Origin of the sequence: Mycolicibacterium palauense (genome assembly GCF_002592005.1) — a bacterium.
Lineage (GTDB): Bacteria > Actinomycetota > Actinomycetes > Mycobacteriales > Mycobacteriaceae > Mycobacterium > Mycobacterium palauense.
Genome location: NZ_NVQF01000027.1, coordinates 56,001 through 69,003 on the forward strand (window position 1 = coordinate 56,001; position 13,003 = coordinate 69,003).

Annotated in this window: 15 protein-coding genes; 4 read left to right on the top strand and 11 right to left on the bottom strand. The window is 70.8% G+C overall.

Annotated features, from left to right (window positions below):
* Window positions 1–7: 7 nt before the first annotated feature.
* Window positions 8–259: a hypothetical protein gene (locus CSR00_RS13195; protein ID WP_099022857.1), complete on the bottom strand. Its 252-nt coding sequence runs from the start codon at window positions 257–259 to the stop codon at window positions 8–10.
* A 91-nt stretch (window positions 260–350) separates the two neighbouring features.
* A complete protein-coding gene (locus CSR00_RS13200; RefSeq protein WP_099022858.1) occupies window positions 351–1,229 on the bottom strand; it encodes a rhomboid family intramembrane serine protease in 879 nt (292 codons plus the stop codon).
* Between the two features lie 85 nt (window positions 1,230–1,314).
* Here CSR00_RS13200 and CSR00_RS13205 point away from each other — a divergent pair, with 85 nt between their 5' ends.
* On the top strand, window positions 1,315–1,869 hold the full coding sequence (locus CSR00_RS13205; RefSeq protein ID WP_245905988.1) for a TetR/AcrR family transcriptional regulator: 555 nt from the start codon (window positions 1,315–1,317) through the stop codon (window positions 1,867–1,869).
* 22 nt (window positions 1,870–1,891) lie between these two features.
* On the opposite strand, the gene CSR00_RS13210 is transcribed toward CSR00_RS13205, so the two are convergent.
* Both CSR00_RS13210 and CSR00_RS13215 read right to left on the bottom strand, forming a co-directional pair.
* Entirely contained in the window at window positions 1,892–2,812 is a 921-nt protein-coding gene (locus CSR00_RS13210) for an LLM class F420-dependent oxidoreductase (protein ID WP_099022859.1), read from the bottom strand.
* Window positions 2,813–3,424 (bottom strand): hypothetical protein, encoded by a 612-nt coding sequence (locus CSR00_RS13215; RefSeq protein WP_141564352.1) that lies wholly within the window; start codon window positions 3,422–3,424, stop codon window positions 2,813–2,815.
* Window positions 3,425–3,712: 288 nt separating this feature from the next.
* Between CSR00_RS13215 and CSR00_RS13220 the strand changes: the two genes are divergently transcribed.
* On the top strand, window positions 3,713–4,201 hold the full coding sequence (locus CSR00_RS13220) for an SRPBCC family protein (protein ID WP_099022861.1): 489 nt from the start codon (window positions 3,713–3,715) through the stop codon (window positions 4,199–4,201).
* A 10-nt stretch (window positions 4,202–4,211) separates the two neighbouring features.
* On the opposite strand, the gene CSR00_RS13225 is transcribed toward CSR00_RS13220, so the two are convergent.
* From CSR00_RS13225 to CSR00_RS13255, 7 genes are all read right to left on the bottom strand, one after another.
* Window positions 4,212–5,141, bottom strand: a complete 930-nt coding sequence (locus CSR00_RS13225; RefSeq protein ID WP_099022862.1) for an alpha/beta hydrolase — start codon at window positions 5,139–5,141, stop codon at window positions 4,212–4,214.
* A complete protein-coding gene (locus tag CSR00_RS13230) occupies window positions 5,138–6,646 on the bottom strand; it encodes a flavin-containing monooxygenase (protein ID WP_099022863.1) in 1,509 nt (502 codons plus the stop codon). Before CSR00_RS13230 ends, CSR00_RS13225 begins: the two co-directional genes overlap by 4 nt.
* Window positions 6,647–6,652: 6 nt before the next feature.
* Window positions 6,653–7,420, bottom strand: coding sequence for an SDR family NAD(P)-dependent oxidoreductase (locus tag CSR00_RS13235; RefSeq protein ID WP_099022864.1), 768 nt, complete (start codon window positions 7,418–7,420; stop codon window positions 6,653–6,655).
* Between the two features lie 3 nt (window positions 7,421–7,423).
* Window positions 7,424–8,212, bottom strand: a complete 789-nt coding sequence (locus CSR00_RS13240; RefSeq protein ID WP_099022865.1) for an HpcH/HpaI aldolase family protein — start codon at window positions 8,210–8,212, stop codon at window positions 7,424–7,426.
* A 7-nt stretch (window positions 8,213–8,219) separates the two neighbouring features.
* Entirely contained in the window at window positions 8,220–9,188 is a 969-nt protein-coding gene (locus tag CSR00_RS13245) for a zinc-binding dehydrogenase (RefSeq protein ID WP_099022866.1), read from the bottom strand.
* A gap of 1 nt (window position 9,189) precedes the next feature.
* Window positions 9,190–10,365 (bottom strand): cytochrome P450, encoded by a 1,176-nt coding sequence (locus tag CSR00_RS13250; RefSeq protein WP_245905990.1) that lies wholly within the window; start codon window positions 10,363–10,365, stop codon window positions 9,190–9,192.
* Window positions 10,366–10,471: 106 nt separating this feature from the next.
* Window positions 10,472–11,176 carry an NIPSNAP family protein gene (locus CSR00_RS13255; protein ID WP_099022868.1) on the bottom strand — a complete coding sequence of 235 codons (705 nt, stop codon included), beginning with the start codon at window positions 11,174–11,176 and terminating at the stop codon, window positions 10,472–10,474.
* 109 nt (window positions 11,177–11,285) lie between these two features.
* Here CSR00_RS13255 and CSR00_RS13260 point away from each other — a divergent pair, with 109 nt between their 5' ends.
* Complete coding sequence (locus CSR00_RS13260; protein ID WP_099022879.1) at window positions 11,286–12,098, top strand: SMP-30/gluconolactonase/LRE family protein; 813 nt, start codon at window positions 11,286–11,288, stop codon at window positions 12,096–12,098.
* A gap of 30 nt (window positions 12,099–12,128) precedes the next feature.
* A complete protein-coding gene (locus CSR00_RS13265; RefSeq protein WP_407662439.1) occupies window positions 12,129–12,989 on the top strand; it encodes a thioesterase family protein in 861 nt (286 codons plus the stop codon).
* Window positions 12,990–13,003: the final 14 nt, after the last annotated feature.

A 13,003-nucleotide genomic window follows, 5' to 3' on the forward strand; every position in this document is an offset into this window, starting at 1 on the left:
CCCCGCGTCAGCCCAGCCCGCACACCGCCGGGGCCACCATCAGCACCGGCCAGAGCACGGTGGTGACACCGAACGCCACCAGGTCCGCCCCGGCCGGCAGCTGGGTCTGCAGCCGGACCTGCAGTTGGTCGACGTAGTCGGCGTGCACGAAGGTGAAGACCAGCCCGACCGCCAGGTAGGGGATCGACAGCCACATCGCGATCTCGATCAGCGATTCGACGCTGATCCGGTAGCCGAGCACCTGACGCAACAGAACCATGACACGTATCACCCCGATCCATCGCGATCGTAACGACCGGGCCGCCCCCGGACCGGGAAAACCGCTATCGCCGGCGGCGCGGGCTACCGGGTCACCGCAAGCCGAACATCGCCAGCAGGTCGGCGGTGCGCCAGACGACCAGCGCGACGAAGACCACCGCAACCACGGTCGTCACCCCGGCCTGCACGAGGTTGCGGCGCTGGGCCGGCACCTGCGCCGGGACGTAGGCGTAGGCATAGGCCAGCAGGGAGCCGGTGAGCAGACCGCCGACGTGCCCCTGCCAGCTGATCGCCTGCGAACTCACCGCCGGCAACACGAACGTGATCACCAGGTTGATCACGATCAGGGCGGTGACGCCCCGGACGTCGAGGTTGAGCCGCTTGGCCACCACGTAGGTGGCGCCGAACAGACCGAACACCGCGCCGGAGGCCCCCGCGGTGGCGGAGTTCAGCGACGAGAGCAGGTAGACGAGCACCGAACCGCCCAGCGCACTGAGCAGATACAGCGCGCTGAACCGCAGCCGCCCCAGCAGCGCCTCCAGGGGCGGACCGACGACGTAGAGGGCGTACATGTTGAACAGGATGTGTACCAGCCCGTAGTGCAGGAACGCCGAGGTCAGCAGGCGGTAGAACTCGCCGTCGGCCACCGCGGGCGGCCACAGCACCAGTTGGCGCTCCACATCGACAGAGGCGGTCTGGGCGATGAACATCAGCACGTTGACCGCGATCAGCACATAGGTCACCACGGGCCGGCCGACGGGTCGGCCGCCGAAATGGGGACGCGGCGCCCGCACCGACTTCGCCCCCTCGGCCACGCAGTCGACACATTGATGGCCCACCGCGGCCGACCGCATGCACTCCGCGCAGATCGGGCGGCCGCAGCGCGTACAGCGCACATAGGTGACGCGGTCGGGGTGCCGGTAACACGTGGGAACCCCGGCGGAGGACTCCGGCATGCGCGGAACGCTCATCGGTCCATTGTCCCGGTACGGCGACGCACGTCTTCGGGCGGTGGCGATGTGTGACAATTTGGCGCCACTTTGTAATGATGCACGGGTGAATGAATCGGCGTCGGCGGCTCGCACCCCGGGCGGTCCCGACCCGTCCACCAGCCGGCGCATCCTGGACGCGACCGCCGAGGTGCTGGGCCGAAGCGGGATGAGCAAGCTGAGTCTCTCCGAGGTCGCACTGCAGGCGGGGGTGTCACGGCCCACCCTGTACCGATGGTTCTCCTCGAAGGACGAACTCATCGAAGAGTTCTCACGCTACGAGCAGGAGCTGTTCGACAGCGGGATCGCCCGGGCCACCGCGGGCCTGCGGGGTAACGAGCGTCTCGACGCCGCACTGCGGTTCATCGTGGAATTTCAGAGTTCCTACTCGGGTGTGCGGATGGTCGACATCGAGCCCGGGCAGGTGCTCAGCCGGATCGCGCTGGTGCTGCCGGTGATGCGGGAGCGCCTGGAGCGGATGATCTCGGGGCCCGACCGGGCCGTCGCCGCCGCGACCGTCACGCGGGTGGCGGTGTGCCACTACATCGTTCGGGGTGAGGACGCCGACGACTTCCTGGCGCAGCTGCGGCACGCCGCCGGGCTCAAACCGCGCACATCCTGACCCGCCGGCACCGGAGAGGGTTCTAGTCCGCCTCGATGACCGTGGACCGGAACTGGTCGATGGCCTCCAGAGCGTGCGCCAGGCTGTCCCCGGGCAGGGCCACGTGCAGCCAGGTGACGCCGATCGCCTCCAGTTCGGCCACCCCGGCGCGGAACGTGTCGGGATCGAAGCCGTCGTGCCCGGGGCTGCCGCCCGTCATCGGTGAGAACGCGACGTCCACCGTGGCGGGGTCGCGGTCCTCCTTCTCCAGGCGACGGCGCAGATCCTCGATCGCGGCCGCCAGCCGTTCGACCGAATCCAGTGCGGCGGTCCGGGCGGTCTGGGCCAACCCGGCCGGCGCCGGGAACGGGCACCAGCCGTTTCCGTAGACCGCGACCCGCTGCCGGGCCGCGGCGGTGTTCCCACCCACCCAGATCGGGGGGTGCGGGCTGGTCGGCGGCCGGGGGTGCGCGGTGATCCCGCTGGCGGTGAAACCGCCGCCCTCGTAGCTGACGTCGTCGTCGGTCCAGATGGTGCGGATGACCTCGAGGGCCTCCTCGAACAGGCGCGCCCGGGAGTCGAAATCGACACCCAACGCGGCGAATTCGCGCTTCAGGTAACCGACGCCGACCGCCAGGGTGAAGCGGCCACCCGACAGCACGTCCAGCGTCGCGCCGGCCTTGGCCACCACGAACGGATTCCGGTACGGCAGTACCACGATGTTCGGGATCAGCCGAAGCCTCGTGGTGCGTGCGGCGGCGAAGCCCATCGCGACGAAGGGATCCAGCGCGTCGTGCCCCCCGGCCTGCAGCCAGCGCCCGGTCGGGGCGGGGTGGTCGGTGAATCCGAAGCCGTCGAATCCGGCGGCCTCGGCCGCGGCGGCCATGGTCCCCACCCCGTCACCGGTGACCAGTTCGGGGTTGTAGGGATGGCTGTGCATCGGATGGGTGATCGTGTACCGCATCTAGAGCACCGCCCCACCGGTGTGCTGCGCGGTGTCCAGCGGACGCAGATCCGCGGCCACCGGGCGCCGCGCGCCGCTGTGGAAGACCTCGATGGCGGTGACCGGGCACGCCCCGGCCGCGGTCGCCAGTCCGGCCGCGCGGGATTTGAACGCCCGGGCGGCGAAGCTCAGGGTGTGCTGCACGGCGCCCAGCCGGGCGCGCACGTCGACGGGAATTCCCGTACCCCACACGGTGACCTCGGCCAGTTCCCGTTCGTAGGCCTCGACGACCCGGCTCCGCAGCGCCGTGTCGGCCGCCAGCAGTTCGGCGGCGACGGCCAGGGCCGCGGTGGCGGCCTGCGGCGGATTCCCGTCGCCCGCGTCGTCCAGCGCTCCGAGCGTGGCGCCGAGGATGCGCAGGGCGTCCCGCCCGGCCTGATCGGGCTCGCGCACCGCGACGTTGACCTCCCAGCCCGCCAACGCCCGGTCGGCCAGCCACCCTCCCACGGCCCCGATGACGTCGTCGACCCGCTCGGCGAGCACGTCGAGGCGATAGCGGGTGGCCCGGGCGCGGGGCCTGCGTTGCCGCTGTCCGGCCGTCCGACTCGATGCTGTCACGAGGTCAGTGGGCACGAAGCGGGTCCTTTCGTTGCGCGGCACTGCGGTCCAAGACACGGGTCCTATCAGAGCGTGACAGTGTGACGAGCATTTGTAAAGGTTCGTCACATAACGGGTCACATAACAGACTGGGCTGGCTTTGTAACGGCGCAGTCGCGACCGCAACGGGAGGACGAGTGAGGGAGGTGCGGGTCAACCACCTCCAGTCACGGGCTCACGCCGGGACTTTCGCCGTCGTGACACTGTGGGCTAGTTTTGTAACGCGACAGCAGGCTCGACAGTGAGCTCGACAGTGAGGCAGACATGGGCATCGTGACGACGACGTCGGAGACCGCGTTCACCCAGTCACCGGAGGTGGTCTACGACTTCGTCACCAATCCGGCGAACTGGACCAAGACCTATCCGGGCAGCAACTACGTCGGCAAGCTGGAGGATCTGCCGCTGACGGTGGGCGACACCTGGGAGGAGGGCGGCCCCGACGGCGAGCGCATCTACACCTGGCACCTGGCGATCGCGATGCGCCCGACGCTGTGGATGTTCAACTCGGTGGGCCGGCTCGGCCACGACCGCGAGGGCAACGGCGGGTTCGAGGGCCGGATCAGCGTGCAGTACCACTTCACCGAGCCCGGGCCGGGAATCACGCTGTTCCGCAGGACCATGACGATCGAGGCCCCCAAGCACGCTCCGATGCCCGACGGCTTCTTCCGGATCGTCAACCCCGCCTTCATCGACCGCTATCACGCCGCGGTGGCGCGGGAACTCGATCAGGCGACCGCACCCGCCCGGTCCTGATCCCGCCGGTTCAGGGGTGCAGGGCCCGCCGCAGAGCCGACCCCTGCAGGGCGAACACCCGCGCGCTGCCCTCCCACTGCGGGGCCATGGAGTCGAACCCGTGGCAGGTTCCCGGGATCACGTGCAGTTCCACCGGCACACCGGCCCACATCAGCCGCAGCGCGTAGTCGATCGCCTCGTCACGCAGCGGGTCGAGTTCCGAACAGGTGATGCCGGCGGCCGGCACCCCGGCCAGGTCTCCGGCGCGGGCCGGCACGGCCGCTGCCGGCACCGTGGCACCGGCGCCACCTGCGCCGTAGTGCCGCCACATCTGCGCCGTCGCGGGACCGTCGAATCCGGGGGTGGTGGTGAACTCCAGCTTCGACGGCGTGGGCGCGTCGTCGAGCACCGGCTGGTGCAGCAGCTGGTAGACCAGCGGCGGCCCGGTCCCGTCCGCCGCGCACAGCGCCAGTCCGGCGGCCAGCGCCCCGCCGGCGCTGCTTCCGGCGACCGCCAACCGGTCGGGGTCGGCGATCGGCGAGTCGGCCAGCCAGCGCAGCACCGTCAGGGCATCGTCGAAACCCGCCGGGTACGGATGTTCGGGCGCCAGCCGGTAGTCCACCGCCACCACGGTGGCCGAGGCGCGGCGCGCCAACTCCACGCACCGGCGGTGGTCGGTGTCGAGATTGCCCAGCACGAACGCGCCGGCGTGGCAGTACAGCACCGCGGGACCGGGTTCGGACCCGCAGCGGTAGATCCGGACCGCGACCCTGCGGCCGGCACCGGCGGGCACCCAGTCGTCGCGGACGTCGAGACCGTCGAGCGCCACCTCGGCGACCTGCGCGGCGCGCCGGGCGTTCAGCGAATCGCGTGCGGCGGTGAGGTTCTGGGTGGACAGGTCGGTGCGGAACTCGGCGAGGTGCCGCAGGGCCGGATCGAGTCGTTGTTCCGGCCGGCTCACCTGCCCGCCACCGAGTGCGTCCCGACCGAGATCGGCCGATGGTCACCGGAGGGCTCGAAGGAGTAGTCGCCCGCCCTGAAGCGCCGGGTGATGCTCCAGAACGCCCGCGCGCTGCGCGGCCACTGCGTGACCACCCGGCCGTTGGGTGCACGGAAGTAGTTGCTGCAGCGGGTGGTCCACACCGTTCCCACCATCCACCGGTCGATCCGGGCCAGATACCGTTCGGTGGCCGTGCGCCGGACCGCCAGGTAGGTCCGGCGCCTGCGGCGCAGGTACTTCAGCGCCCGCACGATGTAGTGGGCCTGGGCCTCCAGCACGAAGATCACGCTGTTGGAACCCACGTTGGTGTTCGGGCCGTAGAGCATGAACAAGTTGGGGAATCCGGGCACCGTCATCCCCAGATACGCGAACGCCCCGTCGCGCCAGGTGTCGTGCAGCGAGACGCCGTCCTCGCCCAGCACCTCGATCTGGCCCAGGTAGTCCGCGGCCGCATAGCCGGTGGCGCACACCACCACGTCCACGTCGAGTTCGGTGCCGTCGGCGGTGACCAGCGTGCGCTCCCGCAGCGCCCGGGCCGGGCTGGAGACCACCTCGACGTGCGGCTCGGCCAGTGTCTGCAGGTAGTCGGTGGCGAACACCAGCCGCTTGCACCCGAGCGGGTGATCGGGGGTCAGCCGGGCGCGCAGCTGTTCGTCGTCGATGGTGGCGTCGAGCAGTCTCAGCGCGATCGCCCTGAACTCCTGGGTCTTGTCGCTGCCGTTCTCGATGACCGAGATGTTGGACTCGCTGCGCAGCCACAGCCGGGTGCGGTAGAACCGCTTGGCCCCGGGAACGTGGGCGAAGACCCATTTCTCGCGGTCGGTGTAGGGGCGGTCGGGTTTGGGCAGCACCCAGGTGGGTGAGCGCTGCACGGAGTACACCCGGTCGGCGACCCTGGCCACCTCCGGAAGCACCTGGGAGGCGGTCGACCCGGTGCCCAGCACCGCCACCCGGGCCCCGCGCAGATCCACCGAATGGTCCCAGGCCGCGGTGTGCATGACGGTGCCCGAGAACGGCTGCTCCTCCACGAGATCCGGCATCACCGGTTGGGTGAACATGCCGACCGCGGAGACCACGACGTCGAAGCGGAACCGCTCGCCGGTGGCGGTGGTCAGTTCCCACTGTCGCTCGGCCGCGTCCCAGCGGGCCTCACGGACTTCGGTGTTGAGCCGAAGATGCGGCGCCAGCCGGTGGCGACGGGCGCAGTCCTCGAAGTACTCCAGGATCTCCGGCTGGTCGGACCACAGCCGCGACCAGTGCGGGTTCAGATCGAACGAGTAGGAGTACAGGTGCGACTTCACGTCGCATGCCAGCCCCGGGTAGGTGTTGATCCGCCAGGTTCCGCCGACCCCGTCCTCGCGGTCGAAGATGGTGAAGTCGGTGAACCCGGCCTTCTTCAGGAAGATGCCCAGGGCCAATCCGCCCGGCCCGGCACCGATGATTCCTACCGACAGACCTTCAGCCATTGTCTCTCAACCAATCTGCAGTGACTGCCCGCCGTCGACGACGAGCTCGGACCCGGTGATGAACGACGCGTGGGAGGACACCAGGAAGGCCACCGCGTCGGCGATCTCCATGGGCCGGCCCAGCCGGCCGGCCATGGTCCGCTCGATCAGCCGGGCCTGGGTCGTCGCGTCGAGCATGGGGGTCTCGACCGGACCGGGGAACACCGCGTTGACCCGGATCCCGGCGGGGGCCAGTTCGGCCGCGGCGATCTGGGTGAGCCCCCGCAACGCCCACTTCGACGAGCCGTAGGCCGCGTGGTGCGGAAACGGACGGATGGCCCCGGTGCTGCACGTGTTGACCACCGCTGCTCCCTCGGCCTCGCGCAGATGCTCCAACGCCGCCCGGATGCCCAGGAACGGCCCCTGACAGTTCACCCGCCAGCTGCGCTCGAAACCCTCGGGGGTCTCGTCGCCCAGCGAGGCCCGGTGCAGCACACCGGCGTTGTTCACCAGGGTGCTCAATCCGCCGAAGCGGTCGGTGACGGCGGCGACCGCGGCGGCCCAGGACCGCGGCGAGGTCACGTCCAGTGCCACCGCGAGCACGTCGTCGGAGCCGAAACCCTGCACGGTCTCGCGCAATTCGTCGGTGCGCAGGTCGCAGGCGGCCACCGCGAAACCGTCGGCGAGCAGCCGCTGCGCGATCGCCGCGCCCTGTCCGCGGGCGGCCCCGGTGACCAGGGCGACCCGCCCGTGTCGGGTGGAGCCGGTCCTGGAGGTGGTCGTCGAGGTGGTCATGAGTCAGTGGTATCCCTTGTCGGTCGGTCCGGGCCTCGGCGCCTGCCCGGCGGCATCGGCCAGGTGATCGGTGGCCCCGCGCTGCAACGCCTGCGATTCCGATGCCAGCGTGATCATCCGGAAGCCCCAGTCCGCCGCGAGCCGGCCCAGCACACCGGAGCCGGCATGAACGCCGGCGATCAGACCGGCCGCGTCGGCGCCGGCGCGAATCCGGGTGATCGCCTCACGCACCGCGGGATGCGTCCACGCCTCGGTGACCGGATGGCCCAGCGAGATCGCGAGATCGGCGGGCCCGACGTAGATCCCGGCGACTCCCGGGACCGCGCAGATGTCCTCCAGCGCGGCCAGCCCCGCGGCGGACTCGATCATCGGGTAGACACCGGCGCGCGCCTCGAGGGCGGCCGGGTCGAGACCGAGGCTGGCGCGCAGCGGCCCGAAGCTGCGCACTCCCGCCGGAGCGTAGCGGGTGGCGGCCACCGCGGCGGCGGCCTGCCCGGCGGATTCGACCATGGCGACGATCACGGCGTCGGCGCCGGCGTCGAGCACCCGGCCGATCGGAGCGGGGTCCGCCGAGGGCAGCCGCACGAGGGTGCCGATCGGGACGTGTTCGAGCCGCCGCAGCATCAGCGCGACGTCGGCGTCGTCGAGATACCCGTGCTGGACGTCGAATCCGACGTAGTCGTAGCCCGCGGCCGCGAAGGCCTCGGGCCCCAGGACGGTCGGACCGACGACCCACCCGCCCCAGAGCCGCCGGCGCGCGGCGAACCCCTCCTGCAGTCTGCTCGCGGTCATCGCGCACTCATCGGGTGATCGCGATCTTGACCCGGGTGGGGTCGGGGCGGCACGCCAGTTCGAAGGCCTGTTGCGCCTCCTCCACGGCGAAGGTGTGGGTCAGATAGGCCGGCAGCAGATCGGGATGCTCGCGCGCGAAGTCCGCGGCCCGGGCCAGCACCCGGCGCCGGTCCAGTGTCACACCCGATTTCAGGGTCAGATTGTTGCGCAGCATGGTGCGCATGCTGATCGGGTAGCAGTCGTCGTCGGGGACACCGAAGTAGAAGACGGTGCCACCGAAGGCGGCCGCCTCCACGGCGTGGCCCAGCGTGGCGACCTGGTGGCCGACGGCCTCGATGACGACATCGGCGCGCTCGGCCGGGGCCAGCCGGCTCACCCACCGGTCGCTGGTGGCCCGCACCACGGTGTCCACCCCGAACGCCGGGCCGAGCTCGCCGCGGTCCACCGGGTCGACGCCGGTGACGTGTGCGGCGCCGAATGCCTTGGCCACGTAGGAGAACAGCAGACCGATCGATCCCTGCCCCAGCACCGCGACCGTGCGCCCGCGCAGGTCGGGCAGCTGCTCCACCGCGTAGAGCACGCAGGCCAGCGGCTGCAGGGCCACCGCCCGGGCGCTGCCGAGTCCGGGGTCGACGGCGACCAGGCCGGCGCCGTCGGCGACCACGCGGTCCATCAGGCCGTCGAATCCCGAGGCCCAGCCGACCACCCGGTCGCCCTCCCGGTGCTCGGGGTGGGCGCTGGCCAGCACGTCGCCGACGATCTCGTGGATCGGGAACCCGTTCATCTCGGCCGCGCACGAGCCGGTGTCGCCGGGCAGTCTGCCCTTGGTGCCGCGGAAGCCGGGCAGGTCACTGCCGCAGATCCCGGCGGCCCGGAAATCCAGCAGCACCTGGCCGTCGGTCAGTGATTCCGCCGACGGTGCGGGGATCTCGGTGCGCTCGAAGGTGTAGGGCGCGACCAGCCGGTAGCACCACATCTCACACCTGCACCGGGATGCGGTTCCAGCCCCACTGGAAACTCGACGGCGGCCGCGACGCCGACTCCGCGTCGATGTGGTACTCGGGAACCCGTTTGAGCCACTCGGTGATCATGATCGTGATCTCCAGGCGGGCCAGGTGCATTCCGAGGCAGAAATGCTGGCCGTGCCCGAAGGACAACAACCGTTCGATGCGCCGGTCCCAGTGGAATTCGTCGGGTTCGGGGTACTCCCGTTCGTCGCGGGCGGCCGAGGCCAGCAGCGTGATGACGCGTTGGCCGGGTTGGATGGTGGTGCCGCGGATCTCGTAGGGCCGGCGCGCGGTGCGGGCGAACCACTGCGCGGGGGCGCAGTAGCGGATGATCTCCTCGCGGGCGACCGGCACGTTGGCGTCGAGATCGGCACGCACCGCGGCCATCTGGTCCGGGCGACGTGCCAGTTCCCACAGCCCCTGGGCGGTGATCTTGGGCACCGTCTCGGTGCCGCCGATGAACACCCCCAGCATCTGGGTGGCGGCCTCGGTGTCGGTGAACCGGGTGCCGTCGGGGAGGCGGAAGCCGATCAGCGCATCGGGGATCGGCACCGCCCCGTCCGCGCCGGCCGCCCGCCGCTCCTCGATCACCGGGGTCAGATAGCCCAGATATCCGGGCCGGGCGTTGCCGACCTCCACCCCCTCCCCCGGTTCGGCCAGGCTGCCGGCATTGACGGTGGCCAGCACGTCGGGCGCCCGGTCGGTGGGCAGGCCGACCAGTTCGCACACCAGGGTGGCCGCCACGATTCCGCCGTAGTCCTGGGTCAGGTCGAAGCGGCCCCGCGGCAACAGTTCGTCGAGCCGCTCGTTGGCCAGCCGGCGGATCCGGTCGGCCAGCTTGGCCACCGGCCGGTGCCGCAGCGGGCCGGAGGTGCAGCGGCGCACCTCCTCGTACAGCGGGGAGTCGAAGTTGGCGTGGAAGGGCATCGGGTGCAGCGGCGGGTCCGCGACCGGGCCGTCGTTGCGATGGCCGAGCACCTCGGCCGAGGGCAGGGTGCCCTCGGAGGCCACGAAGGTGCCGTCGGTGAGGCCGAGAACCTGCCAGATGTCGTCGAACCGCGACAGCGCATAGGTGTCCCAGGCGGGGATGTAGTAGACGGGGTGTTCGTCGCGCAGCACCCGGTAGTAGGGCAGCGGATTGGCCATCACGTCGGCGTCGAACGGGTCGTATCCGAAGTCCCTGCCCAAGTCCCTGCCCGGGCCCTTCGAGAGATCCTGTGTCACAGCGTTGTCGGGGCTGGTCATGGTGTCCTCACTGCAGCGGGGAGGGCGGCAGGGCGGCCAGGATGGAGTCCTCCCAGCCGTCGCGCAGCGCGGGCGCCACGCTCATCCACGTGACGATCTCGGCGGGCGGCTGGTCCTTCCACGAGGGGTAGTGGTTCTCGAAGCAGTCCCAGTCGCCGTCCAGTGCCCAGTAGTGGATCACCTCGTTGAACCGGAAGGTGGTGATGAACGAGCCCAGCCAGCGCTTGCCGGTGGACTCCGACCACGGCACGTAGAGCCGCTCCAGTTCCCGGATGTAGTCGTCCTGGCGCCCCGGCTTGGTCTGCATGATCTCCTGGATCACCAGCCCGGCGCCGAAGTCGGCCTCGCGCAGCTGGGCCAGGGTCCTGTTGTACTTGCCGGCGTACATGATCCGGCCCTCGCCGTGGGCGCCGATCCCGGACAGGAACGCCGCCCAGCGCGCCGCGGCCTCGCGGTGGCTGCCGCCCGGCGCCTGGGCGCGCCCGATACGGGCGTAGTCGGCGAACGCGTCGATCTCCCAGATCACGGTCACCTGCGGCCAGTGCCCGTTGTAGGGGGTGGCCTCCCAGATCGCGAACAGCCGGGCCCCCAGCTCACTCATCATGGGCTGGTAGATCTCACCGAACACCTCGCCGAACTGTCCGCTGCTGCCCGATCCCAGCGCTATGGTCTCGTGCAGGTACAGCAGGGTGTGTCCGTAGTACTTCTTCATGACGGCGGGCCCATGGTTGACAGTGGCACTCAGCGAGCGTGACACTTAGACGGTGTTTTGTAAAGGTTCGATTGGGTTCGGCGGCGAGTCGGGGCAGGCGGCGGCGGCCCTGACCCCGGTGGCCGAGGGCTTCTGCTTCGGGGAGGGGCCCCGCTGGTTCGAGGGTCTGTTGTGGTTCTCCGACATGCTCGGCGAGGCCGTGCACACCGTGACGCCGGACGGGTCCATGACGACCCTGCCGCTGCCGGGGCACGCCCCCTCGGGCCTGGGGTTCTGTCCCGACGGCTGCCTGCTGATCGTCTCGACCGAGAAACGCCAGTTGCTGCGCTACGACGGCGAGCGGGTCACCGTGCTCGCCGACCTGTCCGGGGTGGCCCCGGCCAGCCTCGGCGACCTGGTCATCGACGCCCACGGCCGCGCCTATGTCGGCGCGCAGGCCCGCGAGCACGGGGTGATCATCCGGGTCGACCCGGATGCCTCCCACCGGGTGGTGGCCACCGGACTGGACTTTCCCAACGGCATGGTGATCACCCCCGACGGGGCCACGCTGATCGTCGCCGAGTCCACCGGCCGACGGCTGACGGCGCTGTCGGTGGAGCATGGCGGCGCGCTGGGCGAGCGCCGGGTTTTCGCCGACGCGCTCGACGCCCCGCCCGACGGCATCACGCTCGACGCCGACGGTCAGGTGTGGGCGGCGATGACACTGGGCTGCCGGTTCGATCGCATCGCCGACGGCGGCGCGGTGACCGCCCGTATCGACATCGGTCCGCGCACCGCGATCGCCGCGACCCTCGGCGGGCCGGAGCGCCGCACCCTGTTCCTGGTGTCGACCACCGACGCCTACCCGCAGCGGCTGGTGGGCACGAAACTGTCCCGGGTGGATGCGCTCACCGTCGACGTCCCCGGCGCCGGCCGGCCCTAGATGTATCCGGCAGGAACGGAGAGCAACGCGGTGTCCGACGCCTACTACGAACGTCTCGGGGAACGTCTCGGGGAACGTCTCGGGGAACGTCTCGGGGAAGATCCCGAACAGCCGGAAGCCGAGCGGTTCGCCGCCACCGACCTGGTACGCAGCACCTGGTCGGCGGCCATCCAGCACGCCGCACCGGTCTCCGCGCTGCTGGTGCGGGCGCTGGAGCGCTGCGCGCGGCGCGAGGACACCCGCCTGAGCCGGGTGGTCGTCGACCTGCTCGGCGGCGTCCCGGCCGAGGGGGAGTTCGTGGTGCGGTCACGAATCCAGCGGCCCGGCAAGCAGATCGAACTGGTCGGCGCCGAGATGCTCGGCCCGGGCCCGGACGGCGGCACCCGGCCGGTCGCCCGGGCCAGCGGATGGCGGATGCAGACCGTCGACACCCCCACCCTGCTCCACACCCCTGAACCGCCGCTGCGCCCGCTGGCCGAGGCCCGCAGCCGCGACATGCACAAGGACTGGGAACGCAACTACGTGCACAGCCTGGACTGGCGGTGGCTGACACCACCGCTGAACGACGGGCCCGGGGAGTCCTGGTTGTCGCCGACGGTGGACCTGGTCGGCGGTGAGACCATGTCACCGCTGCAGCGGCTGTTCGCCGTCGCCGATTGCGCCAACGGGCTGGGCAACAGGCTCGACATCCGCAGGTGGACGTTCCTGAACACCGATCTGGCCGTGCACATCTACCGAATGCCCGAAGGCGACTGGACCGGAATCCGGGCCGAGACCAGCTACGGCCCCGACGGGATCGGGGCCACCGTCGGCACGCTGTTCGACGAGCACGGCCCGGTCGGGGCCATCCAGCAGGCGGTGCTGATGCGGCCCCGCCCGCCCCGGTCCTGACGGCACCCGGATAG